Origin of the sequence: Variovorax ureilyticus (genome assembly GCF_037889935.1) — a bacterium.
Lineage (GTDB): Bacteria > Pseudomonadota > Gammaproteobacteria > Burkholderiales > Burkholderiaceae_C > Variovorax > Variovorax ureilyticus.
Genome location: NZ_JBBKZU010000002.1, coordinates 575,405 through 589,728 on the forward strand (window position 1 = coordinate 575,405; position 14,324 = coordinate 589,728).

14 protein-coding genes are annotated in these 14,324 nt (G+C 65.3%); 6 read left to right on the plus strand and 8 right to left on the minus strand.

The window, feature by feature from the left end; all coding sequences use genetic code 11:
- Nucleotides 1–12: 12 nt before the first annotated feature.
- From WKW77_RS07110 to WKW77_RS07125, 4 genes are read right to left on the minus strand one after another with little or no spacing between them, the layout of a single operon-like run.
- Nucleotides 13–906 (minus strand): alpha/beta hydrolase, encoded by an 894-nt coding sequence (locus tag WKW77_RS07110; protein WP_340356141.1) that lies wholly within the window; start codon nucleotides 904–906, stop codon nucleotides 13–15.
- A gap of 29 nt (nucleotides 907–935) precedes the next feature.
- On the minus strand, nucleotides 936–2,132 hold the full coding sequence (locus WKW77_RS07115) for an alpha/beta fold hydrolase (RefSeq protein ID WP_340356142.1): 1,197 nt from the start codon (nucleotides 2,130–2,132) through the stop codon (nucleotides 936–938).
- Nucleotides 2,133–2,154: 22 nt separating this feature from the next.
- Nucleotides 2,155–2,865 (minus strand): flavin reductase family protein, encoded by a 711-nt coding sequence (locus WKW77_RS07120; RefSeq protein WP_340356143.1) that lies wholly within the window; start codon nucleotides 2,863–2,865, stop codon nucleotides 2,155–2,157.
- A gap of 32 nt (nucleotides 2,866–2,897) precedes the next feature.
- Nucleotides 2,898–3,350, minus strand: a complete 453-nt coding sequence (locus tag WKW77_RS07125; protein ID WP_340356144.1) for a MaoC family dehydratase — start codon at nucleotides 3,348–3,350, stop codon at nucleotides 2,898–2,900.
- Nucleotides 3,351–3,686: 336 nt separating this feature from the next.
- Here WKW77_RS07125 and WKW77_RS07130 point away from each other — a divergent pair, with 336 nt between their 5' ends.
- Nucleotides 3,687–4,163 (plus strand): GNAT family N-acetyltransferase, encoded by a 477-nt coding sequence (locus WKW77_RS07130; RefSeq protein ID WP_340356145.1) that lies wholly within the window; start codon nucleotides 3,687–3,689, stop codon nucleotides 4,161–4,163.
- Nucleotides 4,164–4,373: 210 nt separating this feature from the next.
- On the opposite strand, the gene WKW77_RS07135 is transcribed toward WKW77_RS07130, so the two are convergent.
- Both WKW77_RS07135 and WKW77_RS07140 read right to left on the minus strand, forming a co-directional pair.
- Nucleotides 4,374–5,990: an FAD-dependent monooxygenase gene (locus WKW77_RS07135; RefSeq protein WP_340356146.1), complete on the minus strand. Its 1,617-nt coding sequence runs from the start codon at nucleotides 5,988–5,990 to the stop codon at nucleotides 4,374–4,376.
- A gap of 39 nt (nucleotides 5,991–6,029) precedes the next feature.
- Entirely contained in the window at nucleotides 6,030–7,028 is a 999-nt protein-coding gene (locus WKW77_RS07140) for a Bug family tripartite tricarboxylate transporter substrate binding protein (RefSeq protein ID WP_340356147.1), read from the minus strand.
- A 70-nt stretch (nucleotides 7,029–7,098) separates the two neighbouring features.
- Here WKW77_RS07140 and WKW77_RS07145 point away from each other — a divergent pair, with 70 nt between their 5' ends.
- Nucleotides 7,099–8,022 carry a LysR family transcriptional regulator gene (locus WKW77_RS07145; protein WP_340356148.1) on the plus strand — a complete coding sequence of 308 codons (924 nt, stop codon included), beginning with the start codon at nucleotides 7,099–7,101 and terminating at the stop codon, nucleotides 8,020–8,022.
- Nucleotides 8,023–8,194: 172 nt separating this feature from the next.
- On the opposite strand, the gene gcvA is transcribed toward WKW77_RS07145, so the two are convergent.
- Nucleotides 8,195–9,079 (minus strand): transcriptional regulator GcvA, encoded by an 885-nt coding sequence (gene gcvA / locus WKW77_RS07150; RefSeq protein ID WP_340356149.1) that lies wholly within the window; start codon nucleotides 9,077–9,079, stop codon nucleotides 8,195–8,197.
- 103 nt (nucleotides 9,080–9,182) lie between these two features.
- On the opposite strand from gcvA, the gene WKW77_RS07155 reads away from it, so the two are divergent.
- Genes WKW77_RS07155 through leuB form a run of 4 tightly spaced genes read left to right on the plus strand, consistent with a single transcriptional unit; the run spans nucleotide 9,183 to nucleotide 13,327 of the window.
- A complete protein-coding gene (locus tag WKW77_RS07155) occupies nucleotides 9,183–10,160 on the plus strand; it encodes a Bug family tripartite tricarboxylate transporter substrate binding protein (protein ID WP_340356150.1) in 978 nt (325 codons plus the stop codon).
- A 22-nt stretch (nucleotides 10,161–10,182) separates the two neighbouring features.
- Complete coding sequence (gene leuC / locus WKW77_RS07160; RefSeq protein WP_340356151.1) at nucleotides 10,183–11,619, plus strand: 3-isopropylmalate dehydratase large subunit; 1,437 nt, start codon at nucleotides 10,183–10,185, stop codon at nucleotides 11,617–11,619.
- Between the two features lie 13 nt (nucleotides 11,620–11,632).
- A complete protein-coding gene (gene leuD, locus WKW77_RS07165; RefSeq protein WP_340356152.1) occupies nucleotides 11,633–12,223 on the plus strand; it encodes a 3-isopropylmalate dehydratase small subunit in 591 nt (196 codons plus the stop codon).
- Nucleotides 12,224–12,256: 33 nt separating this feature from the next.
- Nucleotides 12,257–13,327, plus strand: a complete 1,071-nt coding sequence (leuB, locus tag WKW77_RS07170; RefSeq protein WP_340356153.1) for a 3-isopropylmalate dehydrogenase — start codon at nucleotides 12,257–12,259, stop codon at nucleotides 13,325–13,327.
- Nucleotides 13,328–13,423: 96 nt separating this feature from the next.
- On the opposite strand, the gene WKW77_RS07175 is transcribed toward leuB, so the two are convergent.
- Entirely contained in the window at nucleotides 13,424–13,831 is a 408-nt protein-coding gene (locus tag WKW77_RS07175; RefSeq protein ID WP_340356154.1) for a VOC family protein, read from the minus strand.
- Between the last annotated feature and the right edge of the window lie 493 nt (nucleotides 13,832–14,324).

Sequence of the window (14,324 nt, forward strand, 5' to 3'; positions counted from 1 at the left end):
GAAGGGATGGATTCAGCTCAGGTGCTGCCTGAACCACTCCACGGCGGCCGTGCTGGATGTCCTGAAGCCGCCGAGGTACGGATCGAAATGGCCGCCTTCGATGGTCACGAGACGCTTGGGTTGCAGGGCGCGCTCGTAGGCGGCGAGTTCCAGGTCGGTGAGCGTGATGGTGTCCCGCGTTGCCACGACCATCAGAAGCGGTGTCGGAGAAACACGCGCAATCCAGTGGCCGGGCTCGTACATCCGCGCCGCGCGGGTGGATCGAACCGTCACGTTGTTTTCCCACGCGCCTTCGGGCACCGGCTGCAGATAGAAGTCGATCGCGTCCTTTGCGCGGTAGGAGGCGGCCACCGCCGGATCGGCGCTCACGATGGCCTGGCGGCGCGGAAGCTCGCCGCCCAATTGCGCACGGTCGTCGTCCGCGAACATCTCCTCGATGAGATGGGCGCCCTCCGGCGGAATGCGGCGCAGCCCCTGCTCGAAGCCGCTGATGGTCGGCACCTGCGCCACGACGGCACGCAGCCGGCGCTCGGTTGCGCCGAGCACGATGGCATGGCCCCCTGCATAGCTGGTGCCCCAGAGGCCGATGCGCTTCGGGTCCACCACATCGAGGCTTTCGAGAAAACTGATGGCCCGTCGCCAGTCCGCGATCTGCCGCCACGGATCGACATCCTGCCGCGGCGTTCCTTCGCTGGCACCGAAGCCGCGATGGTCGTGCAGCAGCACCACGAAGCCGGCTTCGGCGAAGGTCTTCGCGAAAGGCTCGATGCCGTGTTCTTTCACGCCGGCATAGCCGTGCGCCATCGTGATCGCGGGCCGGCGGCCCTCCCCCTCCGGCACGAAGAGCCAGCCGCGCAGCTTGACGCCGCCATCGACTTCGAATTCCACATCGGTTCGTTTCACCATTTCTTTTCTCCAGGGATGTCTTCAACGCGTCACGCGCCGCCGAGGAAATGGCTGGCGTCCACCCTGCCCTTCAGGCGCTGGCCGAGTTCGACCGAGAACTTCAGGGCGACGCCGAGCGGCCTGTGATGGATGGCGGCGCGAACGATCTTTCCCGCGTCGTTGCGCGTGAGGATCGTGATGCCGAAGAGCTTCTCGCCCCCGAAAGCCTGCGCCTCCCATTCGAGGTAGGTCCGCGGGCCCTCGGCCGCCTGCCGAGTGAAGGCCAGTGCTTCGTAGATCGTGCTGGCCGTGCCCATGACCGCCTTGACCTGCTCGACACCGACGACCGGATGGGTCAACACGCTCGCCTCCAGCACGATCTCGTTCGCAAAGGCTTCGGCGAACGCCGCTGAAGACTTCTGTGCGAAGGCGTGGGTCCAGCCCTTTGCGTCGGTATTCGCACGAAGCGTCGCCTCTGCGGCCAGAAGGAATTCATCGAGGATGCCGGCAACCGCTTTCGGCTGTTCGACCTGCGGCCAGTGGCCCGCGTGGGCGATGCTTGCTTCTGCCGGGCTCGAGAAGCGAGGCAGCACGGCATTCGCAACGACCTCGGCCGTCACGAAGGGGTCGACCTCGCCTCGAAGGATCAAGGTCGGACCGCGAAAGTGGCTCTCCTTCGCTCCGAGCGCATGCCCACGGTTCCACAGGTCGGCGAACACGCCGACGGATGCCGCTTCGACGGGGTCGCCGATCCGCCCGAGCTTTTCGAGGCCTGCGTCGCTCAGGTGCGCCGCGAGTTGGCGCCGCAGCGCGCGCTGCGCCTCGGGATGGCCGCCGAGCGCGTGGAAAGGCTGCATGGCCTCGTCGGGCAGCCCCGTGCCGGCCAGCGGAACCGGAGTCAGCAGCACCAGGGCCCGCACCCGCTCTTCGAGGAGGCCGGCAGCCAGTTCCGCGATCTGCGCACCCATGCTGTGGCCGACGAGAACCACCGGCCGATCGAGCCGGCGGACCTGCCCGGCAACGTCTTCGGCGAAGCCGTCGAGGCTGTATGGGCCCGGCGCGGCCACACGAGCGCCCATTCCCTGGAGGTCGAGGCACACGGCGTCCGCTGCGCGCTCGCCGAGCTCGGCAACAACGTCGTCCCAAGCGGCAGCGCCGTCGAGGAATCCGTGGACAAAGACCAGGGTCGGCTGCGGCGTGTGCGCGCAGGCATCGCCCTGCTCTGTCGATGTTTGGGTCGAAGTCATTCGAATCTCCTGGATGGTGGGTTCAGCGTGTCGCGCCCGAGGCGGACCATTCCTTGGTGTCGATAGGCGAGTAGCCGTCGGCGTGGCCGTCGAGGCGGCCGGCCCGGCGTCCACGCATCGAGGCCAGGAGCTGCTCGTCCAGCGGCGTGGTGAATGCGTTGTGCACGAGCGTGTACTCGGCCGCGAGTCGCCCGACCGCCTGGAGCGCGCCGGTGTCGATGCGTCCGCCCTGCAGATAGACGTCGTCGCGGATGTGGAAGCGGACCACCTCGCCGAACACGACGTGATCTCCCAGGTCGCCCATCGGAATGATCCGTTCGACCTTGCACTCCAGCGCAATGGGCGCACCCTTGACCCGCGGCGGCAGTACCGCGACCGAGGCTTCCTTTTCCAGCCCGACCGCGTCGAACTCGTCGATATCGGAATCGAACTCGAAGGCCGACCGGTGCATGTGATGGGCCTGCTCCAGCGTGACCATGTTGACCACGAATTCGCCGGTGTCGCGGATGTTGAGGTAGGTGTCCTTCAGCGTCACGCCATCGGAGCGCGGCTGCAGCGACAGCGAGACCATCGGCGGCTTGCGCCCGACGGCCGTGAAGAACGAGATCGGCGCGAGGTTGGCCACGCCGCTGCGCGACTGCGTGCTGACCCAGCCGATCGCGCGCGGAAGGATGGAGCCGATCAACAGCTTGTAGGCCGAGGTCGGATCGAGGTTCGAGGAATCGATGATCATGGGCGTCTCCGTGGGCTATGGGGTGCGAAGCCTCAGGCTGCCCGGCGGGCCAACATGAGCTTGGGCGTGAGGACCTGGACGACCTCGCCGCGCTGGTTGAAGGTGGTCGATCGCATCACCACGATTCCGCGGTCCGGACGCGAGCGCGAAGGGATCAGTTCGATCACTTCGCTATCCACATGCAGGATGTCGCCGGGGCGGGCGGGCGTCTTCCATTCGATTCCACCGCCGGCACCCACGATGCCGTTCGCCAGCTTCGGGCCGCCCGTCACCAGCAGGCGCATGGTGATCGCGGCGGTATGCCAGCCGCTGGCGGCCAGTCCACCGAATATCGTCTCGCGCGCAGCTTCATCGTCGAGATGAAAGGGCTGCGGATCGAACTCGCCGGCGAATCGCTTGATGTCATCGGCGCTCAGTTCGTGCGTGCCGGTTTCGAATCGATCGCCCACCGCGAGATCGTCGAAGAAGAGGGGTTCCTGGCTCATGCTTTTCCTTTGCAACTGGGATGGGGCCGATCGATGAGCCGGATGCCTGTCGAACGGTGTGGCAACTCTATGAAAACAGTTGCCATCCGGTAAGGCGGCGCGCCACAAAACGCTGTTGCGGCTTTGTCAACAAAGCCGCCAGCTCCTGGACTATTGCGTTGAATGGAACGCCGTGTTGAGCCGCGACGGCTGTTTCAGGGTCACAGGCAGGGCTAGATTGAGAACCATGCCAACTCATCGGAGATAGCCACCATGTCCCAGCTGAGTCAGTTCGAATCCGGTCCCGCTTCGAGGCGGCGCCCAGCATCGACATGGCCTGAGCATCGGGAGACTGCCATGGAGCCGCTTGTACGCACCATCGACGCCGCCGATCTCGAACGCGAGCGCGAGTTCGTCGAAGGCTTGTCGCCTCGTACCGCCTACCAGCGCCTGATGTCCCCGAGGAAGCCATCCGACGAGGAACTGCAGCGCTGGACCGCCATCGATCGATCGCGCGAAGGCGCGGTGGTCGCCACGGTCACGGTCGAAGGACGCGAGCGGCAGGTCGGCGTTGCGCGCTACGTGATGGAAGGTCCGGACGGCGAGGCCGATTTCGCGATCGTCGTCGGCGACAGCTGGCAGGGGCAAGGCCTTGGCAAGCGACTCCTGGCCGCACTGATCGATCTCGCAAGGCAGGCCGGCGTGCGGCGTCTGGTCGGGAGCACCTTGTCGGAGAACCGCGGGATGCTCGAGCTTGCCGGCCGCTTCGGCTTCAGGCGGTCCAAGGATCCGGGCGGCGCGATCGTGACGCTGTTGAAGCTGAACCTGCAGTAGAAGCGAATCCCGCGAACCAGTCTCCGCCCCACCTGAAGCGCGCGGGGGGCGCCTCCGCATCCATGCAATCACTCGAGGATCGGCAATCGGCCTCGATGGTCCGGGAGTCCGGTCGCCCGAGCAGCGCAATCGAGAGTGCCCGGGTGGGTCAGATCTACTTCGGCGACTAGTCGGGAAAGTGGGTCAGTTTGAAGTCGGCGTTGACTGGCGTCAGTCAGTGACGATGCCTCGAACGGTCTTCATCACATCTCCTGCTGCCTCGACGGCCTCGGCGCTGCTGCCGGCCCAGGCAACGAACGCGTCGGGACGCACGAGAATGAGATTTGCCTGGTAGCGAGCCAGTTCGTCGTTCAACGGTGCAGCGACCACAGTCAATGGGACGCTGAGTGAATCCGCCGCTTCGCGGAACTGTTGAACGGCCTCTGGCGCAGCATCCAGGGCGAAAAGCGTGTAGCCGGAACCGAACTCCTCGAAGACATTCGTGCCCTTCGGCAAGGTAGCGGGTGCAATGTGGTGTCCGGGCCGGGCGTCGAATCGATGCGACCCCTTTGCGCTGCAACTCTTGTTATCGCGCCCGTCTTGCCAGACGACCGGCGAGCCCTCGTAGTTTGGCTCGAAAGCGTGAACCTCGCCAACGGCTCCCTTGGCGCGGTCCTGCCAGGTTCTCTCGAATGCCGCCCGATCTCGCTCCGGCGAATATGCGTCCAGGAAAGCGCGGTCGGTCTCGATGGACTTGGCGATGAAGTCATTCATCGTGGAGCGGAAGACTGGACGTCGCTCGGCGTCGTATGAATCCAGCAGTTCTTCGCTGCCCCATCCCTGGAGGGTGGCGGCGAGCTTCCATCCGAGGTTGCGCGCGTCCTCGAGGCCAGAGTTCACGCCATACCCACCATAGGGGGGATGGCTGTGTGCAGCGTCGCCTGCGATGAAGACACGTCCCTTGCGATAGGAATCTGCAAGCATGAAGCGCAGATCCCAGAAGCCGATGTGCTCGAACTCGACGTCGAACGGAGCCCCGACAGCTTCCTGGAGGTAGGTGCTGAAGTCGAAGTTGTCCGCCGTGGTGCCAGGCGGCACTGGCGCATGGAAAAACCAGGTGCTCCCAAGATCCACTCGACCGAAGAATTTCCAATACCCCTTGAGCTCGGGCTGAAGCACGTTGTAGTAGGACTTTCCAGGAAAACGTTCGAGGAGCTTGTGCAGTCCGGTCGAACGGAAGACCAGCAGGACCATCAGGCGATCGTGGTCCGACCGGGTCTGGGTGAGTCCGACCTGTTCGCGCACGCGCGACCGGCTACCGTCGCAGCCTGCCGCATATGCCGCGCGCAGGGTACGTCTTTGGCTTCCTCCACGCTCTACCACCGTGACCGACACGCCATTGGCGTCCTGCTCCACGGTCTCGGCATCCCATCCATACATTGTCTTGATGGCGGGAAGCTCCGCAGCTCTGCGGCGCAATACGTCCTCCGTGGCGTACTGCGGCAGGCGTTCGTTCGCGGTGAAGTAATAGGGTTTGACCAGATCGCGCTGGAGCCAGTCGTAGGAGTACGGGCCGAGGAGCGTTCCATAGGCCGTCAGGCCGCCGATTCCGTACTCCGGTGGAATGGTGCGCGCGGCGCGCAACTGCTTTTCGGCCCCCCAGGAATGGAAATGTTCCATCGTCCGTTGAGTCAGGTTCTGGCCCTTTGGAATGGGTTGCGGCTGCGGGTATCTCTCAACGACGATGCATTGAACTCCTCGCTGGCCAAGTTCGATCGCCAATCCCATTCCAACGGGCCCACCGCCTACGATGATCACTTCTGCGTCCACCTCGTTCACCTCTTGCATACGTCGGTTTACTAGTCCAATGCCCTTGATCCGGGCAGCTCACTCCGCAGTGATCCCCTGCTCCCTGATGAGGTCGCCCCAGCGCTTCGCATCCGCCTCCATGATCTTCTGGAACGCTTGCGGCGTGCTGTGCTCGGGCGTCATCCCCTGTGTCTCGAAGGCGGACGCAACGCTGGGTTGAGCGAGGATGGCCTTCAACTCTTCGTTCACGCGATTGATGAACGCAGGGGGAGTCCCCGCCGGTGCCAGCAAGCCGTACCACATGTCGACGTTCAAGTCGCCGAGGTTCAGGGTCCGCAGTGGCGGAACATCCGGCAGAAGATTCGAAGGCTTGTCCGAGCTGATCGCCAGCGCCCGGAGCTTGCCGGCCTTGACGTGCTGAAGCGCCACATGGATCGGAAGGAACATCACGTCGATCTGGCCACCCAAAAGGTCGGTCACGGCGGGCGCAGTGCCGCGGTAGCTCACGTGCGTCAAGGAAATCTTGGCGCGGCTCTTGAGGAGCTCCATCGCCAGGTGATGGGGGGTGCCGGCGCCCGGCGAGCCGTAGTTGAGTTCGCCCGGATGGCTCTTCGCATAAGAGACCAGCCCGTTCAGCGAGTCGATCTTCTTCTGTGCCCCAGCAACAAGGAGAAGCTGCCCTCGGCTCGTCAGGGTGATCGGCGCGAGGTCGTGAACGGGGTTGAATGCGAGCTTCGGGTACAGCGCCGGGTTCATGACCAGGGTGTTGACCGTCACCAGCAGAGTGGTGCCATCCGGCGTCGCACGAATAACTTCCTGGGTGCCGATGTTCCCGGAGGCCCCCGGCTTGTTCTCGGTGAAGACGGGGCGCTTCAGGCGCTCCGAGAGTGGCGGGGCCACAAGCCGCGCAATCAGGTCGATGCCCGTTCCCGGAGTGAATGGGACGACGAGGCGGATGGGGGTTTGGCTGTCTTGGTCGGCAGCCCATCCGAGGGAGCCAATCGACAGGGCCGCTCCGCCAATGAGCACAGATCGGCGGCGCACAAGGCCACCTCGGCCGGAGCCATTTGATGTCATGGGGAGCGTCTCCTTTTGTTAAGCGACAATTTCAACCGGTTCTTTGACATGAATCAAACGGAATATTCTGGTGAACTCCTCAGCCAAATTGATCAATGTCGACAGCCGCCAGCTACTGGCATTTCTTGAGATTGGCCGGCAGCAGAGCTTCGCCAAGGCCGCGGAAGTCATTCACCTGTCCCCATCGGGGGTGAGCATGATGGTCAAGGAACTGGAGCGCCAAGTCGGAGCGCAGTTGTTTGAGCGCACCACCCGTTCCGTCACCTTGACCGACGCGGGTCGCCGACTGGTGCCCGTTGCCGAGCGGATCGTCGAAGAACTGCACGGCTTGGGCGCAATCGTCCGGGGGACGGAAGCAGCCATGCGGTCACGGCTCGACATCGCAGCGACGCCGATCGTTGCCGCGGCTCTCTTGCCACATGTCGTGAGTGCATTTGCCCACAGCCATCCACAGGTCAGGGTTCAGGTAGCAGACAGGGACGTCGGTACGGTCGGGAAGTCGGTGATCGATGGGGACGCCGATATGGGCCTCGGTTTCTTCGTGAAGCCAGCGGCGGGTCTGGTCAGAGAGCCACTGTGCAGGTTTCGCCTGATGCGGATCAGCCCCCCAGGCTCAGGACGGGGAGGCGTGGGCGCCAGCCGCCCATGGAGCAGCTTGTCGAACCTGAGGTTGCTCAGCCTTCCGCCGGACAATCCCATTCAGGCTCTTGTCGAAGCGAACCTGCCTCGCAGATCGGCAAAGAGTCAAGACCGGCTCGCCATGAACTTCCTTGGGACCTTGATCGCGATGGTCGAGGCGGGTGTGGGGCATGCGGTCGTACCGTCCATCGTCCTGGCCGAATGCCTGCGGCATGGACTGAATGTCTCCATGCTGGTGGAGCCCGCCGTTCATCTCGACCTTTTCGTGGTGGCCCGCCGAGGCGCACCAGTAAAGCCAGCCGCGACGGACTTCACGGAAGAGTTGAAGCACGCAGCTTCGCGCTTGGTCGCATGACAACGGCTCGGGCCGGGGGCTTGCGGCTGCGCAGGCCAAACCGCCACCAGCAGTCACGGAGGTGTCGAAACGCATCGACTGTTCGAATCCGCCGCTCCCGACCATCGACCAGCTCTACCTTGCGCTGACGCGAGTGAGGGCGGGAACATCGCCGAACACCTTGGGCACGGGATCACGCGACTTCCGAAGCGATCCAGTCCTCGAAATCCCGAACACGCTGCGGCACGGGGCGGTCTGCGCGCCAGGCCATGAAGTAGCCGCCGGGGGTCGGCACGCGCAGATCGAAGGGCGCGACGAGGCGACCCGCCGCGAGGTCGTCTTGCACGAAAGGCAGCACCGCCACCATCACGCCGAGTTCTTCCGCTGCGGCCTGATAGGCCATCGCGGCATTCTCGAACTCCAGGCTGCGATGACCTGCACTGCGCGCGATGCCTGCCGCGGCGAGCCAGGTCGGCCAGTCCTGCGGACGGTTCAGTGACGACAGCAGCGAATGCTTCGCGAGGTCCGCCGGCACCTTCAGTGGCGGCTTGCGCTTGAGCAGCCCGGGCGCGCAGACCGGGAGCAGCGTCTCGTTGAACAGCAGGCGGTACCCCGCCCCGGTCGGCGGCTGCGGCTCCGAATGGATGCTGACGTCCACGTCGTCCCGATCGAAATCGGTCCGCTTGTGCGATGTCGTGATCTGCACATCGATGCGCGGATGAAGTGCATGAAAGCGCCCGAGCCTCGGAATGAGCCACCGGATCGCGAAGGTCGGCGGCAGCTTGACTCTCAGCAGCCATTCGTCACTGCTCTCCTGCAATTGCCGCGTGCCGTGCTCGATCTGGTCGAAGGCCGCGCGCATGCTCGCGAAATAGCCCTGACCCGCGGTGGTGAGCCGAATGCCGTGCCGGCCTCGCTCGAAGAGCTGCACCCCAAGCCATCCCTCCAGCGTCGCGATGTGCCGGCTCACCGCGCCCTGCGTGACGAACAGTTCCTGCGCGGCGCGAGTGAAATTGCCGCAGCGGGCGGCGGCTTCGAAAGCCCGCAGGGCGTTGAGCGGCGGTAGTCGGCGAGTCATCAGGCATGAATTTTACTCATGAGGCGCATGCCTTAATTGTGATTGCGGCTGCGCGTGGCAAGCACATAGCATTGCATCCATTCAATAAAGAAGGAGACGCGCGATGATGAAGAAAATACATGCCTGCCTCGCAGCGGCCGTGCTGCTCGGGTGGCACGCGACGGCACCGGCCGAAGACCTGGCCAACTACCCGAGCCAGCCCATCAAGCTCATGGTTCCGTGGCCTGCGGGCGGTGGCGTGGACACGACTGCGCGAATGGTCTCCGAGCTGCTGGGCCATCGACTCGGACAACCCTTCGTCATCGACAACCGCGGCGGCGCCGGCGGCAACATCGGCACCGAGATCGCCGCGCGCCAGAAGCCGGACGGATACAACCTGCTGATGTCGTCGATCAGCCCCAATGCGGTCAACGTCAGCCTGTACGGCAAGCTCGGCTTCGATCCTGTCAAAGACTTCGAGCCGATCATCTACGTCTCGGCAGTGCCCAATATCCTCGTGGTGCCGGCAAGCTCGCCCTTCAGGACGGTGAAGGACGTGATGGACGCGGCCCGCGCCAATCCGGGCAAGCTCAACTACGGTTCCGGCGGCGTCGGCTCGTCGCAGCATCTGGCGGCCGTGCAGTTCGCGTTGGCGGCCAAGCTCGACATCGTGCACGTGCCCTACAAAGGCACCGCGCCGGCCGAGGCCGACCTCGCCGCAGGCCATATCTCGTTGATGCTCGACACGACCACCTGCCTGCCCTTCATCGCGGGGGGGAAGATGCGTGCGCTCGCGGTCGCGTCGAAGGCGCGCAATCCCGCGCTGCCGGACGTGCCGACCTTCGACGAGGCAGGGTTGCCGGGCGTTTACGCGTCGTCGTGGTACGGCCTCTCGGCGCCAGCCGGTACGCCGCGCGCCATCATCGACAAGCTCAACGCCGAGGCCAACGCGGTGCTCAAGTCGCCCGAGTTCCAGAAGCGCATGCAGACGCTCGGCGCCGAGATCGGCGGCGGCACGCCCGAAGACTACGGTCGATTCATGGCCAGCGAAACCAAACGCTATGCGGAGATCGTGCGCATCGCCGGAGCGAAGCTCGACTGACGCTCCGATCGAGTCCATGTCCATGCCACTGCTTTCCGATCCCATGACCAAGCCCCGCACACTCTTCGACAAGCTCTGGGAGGCGCACGTCGTCATGCAGCGCGACGACGGACAGACCCTTCTTTATGTCGATCGCCACCTGGTGCAGGACGGCTCTGCGCCCGCTTTCGAGATGCTGCGCCAGCGCGGCCTGGCGGTGCGCCGGCCCGATCGCGCCTTCGCCACCCCGGACCACTACGTGCCTACCGCGAGCCGCGCGCTCGGGGACATCGCCGATCCGGAAAAACGCGCAATGGCGCAGGCACTGGAGGACGACAGCAGGGCTGCGGGCATCCGCTTCTTCGGCATCGATGACGCGCGCCAGGGCATCGTCCACGTCGTCGGTCCGGAGCAGGGGTTGAGCCTGCCCGGCAGCCTGATCGTGTGCGGAGACAGCCACACGGCCACGCACGGAGCGGTTGGTGCACTCGCGTTCGGCGTCGGCGCATCCGAAGTGGCGCATGTGCTTGCGACGCAGACGCTCTGGCAGCGCAAGCCTCGGACACTGCGCGTGAACATCGAAGGGCGGCTTTCGCAGGGCGTGTCGGCCAAGGACGTCATCCTCGCGGTCATCGCGAAGATCGGAGCGGCCGGCGGCACAGGCCATGTGATCGAGTACGCCGGCGAGGCCATTCGCGCGCTGTCGATGGAAGGCCGCATGACGGTGTGCAACATGTCCATCGAAGCGGGTGCGCGCGCCGGCATGGTGGCCCCTGACGACACCACCTGGCAGTGGCTCGCGGGGCGCCCGAATGCCCCCAAGGGCGCGGCATGGCAGGAAGCGCTGTCGCGCTGGCAGCGGCTGCCCAGCGACGAAGGCGCGTCCTTCGACCGGGAGGTGCATCTGCATGCGAGCGAGATCACCCCGATGGTCACCTGGGGCAACAGTCCCGAGGATGCGCTGCCGATCGACGCCCGAGTGCCCGACCCGTCGACCGCGGCCAGCATCGAGCGGCGCGACGCGATGCAGCGCACGCTGGCCTACATGGGGCTGCGGCCGGGCCAGTTGCTGACCGACCTCGCGGTGGACCGCGTCTTCATCGGTTCATGCACCAACGGGCGCATCGAGGACCTGCGCAGCGCCGCCGCCGTGGCGCGGGGCCGGCGCGTGGCCAAGGGCGTCGAAGCCTGGGTGGTCCCGGGTTCGGGCCTCGTGAAGCTGCAGGCGGAGGCCGAGGGGCTCGACGCGGTGTTCCGCGACGCCGGCTTCCAGTGGAGGCACGCGGGCTGCTCGATGTGCCTCGGAACCAATGGCGACCAGGTGCCCGGGGGGCAGCGCTGCGCATCCACCTCCAACCGCAACTTCGTGGGCCGGCAGGGACCGGGCTCGCGCACGCATCTGATGAGCCCTGCGATGGCGGCCGCCGCCGCAATCAACGGGCGCCTCGCCGATGTGCGCAGGCTACTCCCGGCGCATTGAAGAGATCGAAGCCATGGAAGTCTTTACCCAACTCGATGCGGTGGCTGCGCCGCTGGCGAGGAACAACGTCGACACCGACCAGATCGTGCCCGCGCTGTACCTGCAGAAGCCGCGCGCCGACAACTTCGGCGACTATCTGTTCCGCGATGTGCGGCACGACGCACAGGGGCGTCGGCGCGACGACTTCGTGCTCAACCAGCCTGCATTCGCGGAAGCGCACATCCTCGTGGCGGGGCGCAACTTCGGCTGCGGCTCGTCGCGCGAGCATGCGGTCTGGGCGCTGCACGACGGCGGCTTCCGCGCTGTGATCGCACCGAGCTTCGGCGACATCTTCTTCTCCAATGCGCTGAAGAACGGATTGCTGCCCGTGCGCCTGCCCGAAGAAGCCGTGCACGCACTGCTCGCCGCGTTGAGCGAAGCCCCCGGCACGCATCTGCGCATCGATCTCGAAACGCAGCAGGTCACCGATTTGCAAGGTCGCACGCATGCGTTCGACATCGACCCGTTCCCCCGCCACTGCCTGCTGCACGGCATCGACGAGATCGACTACACGCTGGCCCAGCACGCGCGCATCGAGGCTTTCGAGCGCACGCACGGCGGCTAGCTTTTCAACCGTTCAAGAGAGAGGTCCACGAACATGAAGATTGCAGTGATGCCGGGCGACGGCATTGGTCGCGAAGTGACCGCGCAAGCCGTCAAGGTGCTCAAGGCAGTGATCGGAAGGACGCAGCCGCTGGAGCTGGCCGAAGCCGCGATCGGCCAGGCCGGCATCGATGCGGCGGGCGACCCCCTTCCCTCCGCCACCACGGACATCGCGCGCAAGGCCGACGCGATTCTGTTCGGCTCTGCCGGCATGCCCGGCGACGAAGCCATTCCATTCATGATGCGGCCCGGCGCGAGTCTGCTGCGCTTGCGCAAGGAGCTCGGACTCTTCGCGAATTTCCGGCCGGCCTTCCTCTTTCCCGAACTGATCGGCGCATCGACGCTCAAGCCGGAGGTGATCGAGGGGCTGGACATCATGATCCTGCGCGAGCTCACCGGCGACGTCTACTTCGGCGAGCCACGCGGAAGCGGCGTCAACGCGGCCGGCCAGCGCGAGGCTTTCAACACCATGCGCTACAGCGAGCCCGAGATCGAACGCATCGCGCACGTGGCCTTCCGCACTGCGCGTGAACGCCGCCGCAAGCTCTGCTCGGTGGACAAGGCCAACGTGTTGGAAGTGATGCAGCTGTGGCGCGAAGTGGTGGCGCGCGTGAGCGCGGAGTATCCGGACGTGGAGGTCACGCATCTCTTCGTCGACGCGGCCGCGATGCAACTGATGCGCGCGCCCAGGCAGTTCGACGTGATCGTGACCGGCAACATCTTCGGCGACATCCTCTCCGATGCCGCAGCGATGCTTACCGGCTCGATCGGCATGCTGCCTTCAGCCTCGATGGCGGCGGGCACTTTCGGGCTGTACGAACCGGTGCACGGCACTGCGCCGGACATCGCGGGCAAGAATCTCGCGAACCCGCTCGCATCGATACTGTCGATGGCGATGATGCTGCGGCACTCGTTCGGACAGACTGCGAATGCTCAGCGCGTGGAAGATGCCGTCCGGCGCGTGCTGGCCGATGGCCTTCGCACCGGCGACATCTTCCAACCGGGCTGCACGCGTGTGGGCACGGAAGAGATGGGTGACGCGGTCGCCGCGACAGTTCTCCGGTAGGAGCCGGCGGGGCTCGACAACGCCGTCAACAGCGTCAGTCCCCTTTCCGCGATTCCGCGGGCAGGCTGGAGACGGTCGCGGCTGCCTCCAAACAGATCATCGATAGGGCGGGCCCTTGAGCTCGACGACGTTGCCCTCAGGGTCGCGCAGGTAGATCGATGGCCCCTCGCCCTCGGCACCGAAACGCGACTCCACGGGGCCGGCATCGATGCCAAGCGCCGACAGATGGCCGCGGATCGCATGTTCGTCGAAGGGCTCGACGCGGAAGCAGAAATGGTCGAGATTGCGGCCCTCTTCGCCCGGCGGCGCACCGCCGGCGCGCCCCAGAGTGCCATCGATCGGAACGAGATCGAGCATCGCGCGTCCCGCCCGCAGCTGCGTAAGGCCGATGTCGTCGCGCTGCCGCTCGACCTGGCAGCCGAGGCCGTCGCAATAGAAGCGCAGCATGCCCGGCAGGTCGGTGACGCGCAGGACGAGGTGGTCGATGTCGCGGATCTGGATCATGGAGACCCCCTGGAGCGGATGGATGTCTTGTCTCGGAGCCATCCTAGCGCGTGCTGCATCGCTTTGATCGACCTGCAACGCGGTCCGCCGGCTCCTATCGCAACATTTCGTCCATCGATCATTGGCTTCGCCAGACCTATTCGGAGCTCCGTGGGACCTTCGATAGGACGAACCGACAAGTCAGTTGCAGTAGATGAACTTTCCGTTGGTCTGGCACAGCTTTCCTTCCGGGCTGACAAAGCGGGACCCGTCACCCGTGCTGTTGTATAGCTTGCCCTGGCTGTCCCAGCAGCCACCTCCATTGCAGTTGCTCAACGGCACTGGGGATGGGGATGGTCCTGGCAGGACAGGTTGCCGAGCCTGTTCCTGCTCTTGTGCGCGCCGGCCAAAGGCTGCGCCGCTGCCGTCGTAGGGAGGACCAATTTGGATCGGAGGGACTGCGATCGGAGACCCGCCGCCCGTCACCCCCATCGGAGCCTGGGACGTCGCGTCG

Coding starts and splice junctions, on each gene's coding strand:
- WKW77_RS07110 (WP_340356141.1), bottom strand. CDS start 906: ATGGTGAAACGAACCGATGTGGAATTCGAAGTCGATGGCGGCGTCAAG.
- WKW77_RS07115 (WP_340356142.1), bottom strand. CDS start 2,132: ATGACTTCGACCCAAACATCGACAGAGCAGGGCGATGCCTGCGCGCAC.
- WKW77_RS07120 (WP_340356143.1), bottom strand. CDS start 2,865: ATGATCATCGATTCCTCGAACCTCGATCCGACCTCGGCCTACAAGCTG.
- WKW77_RS07125 (WP_340356144.1), bottom strand. CDS start 3,350: ATGAGCCAGGAACCCCTCTTCTTCGACGATCTCGCGGTGGGCGATCGA.
- WKW77_RS07130 (WP_340356145.1), top strand. CDS start 3,687: ATGGAGCCGCTTGTACGCACCATCGACGCCGCCGATCTCGAACGCGAG.
- WKW77_RS07135 (WP_340356146.1), bottom strand. CDS start 5,990: ATGCAAGAGGTGAACGAGGTGGACGCAGAAGTGATCATCGTAGGCGGT.
- WKW77_RS07140 (WP_340356147.1), bottom strand. CDS start 7,028: ATGACATCAAATGGCTCCGGCCGAGGTGGCCTTGTGCGCCGCCGATCT.
- gcvA (WP_340356149.1), bottom strand. CDS start 9,079: ATGACTCGCCGACTACCGCCGCTCAACGCCCTGCGGGCTTTCGAAGCC.
- WKW77_RS07155 (WP_340356150.1), top strand. CDS start 9,183: ATGATGAAGAAAATACATGCCTGCCTCGCAGCGGCCGTGCTGCTCGGG.
- leuC (WP_340356151.1), top strand. CDS start 10,183: ATGCCACTGCTTTCCGATCCCATGACCAAGCCCCGCACACTCTTCGAC.
- leuD (WP_340356152.1), top strand. CDS start 11,633: ATGGAAGTCTTTACCCAACTCGATGCGGTGGCTGCGCCGCTGGCGAGG.
- leuB (WP_340356153.1), top strand. CDS start 12,257: ATGAAGATTGCAGTGATGCCGGGCGACGGCATTGGTCGCGAAGTGACC.
- WKW77_RS07175 (WP_340356154.1), bottom strand. CDS start 13,831: ATGATCCAGATCCGCGACATCGACCACCTCGTCCTGCGCGTCACCGAC.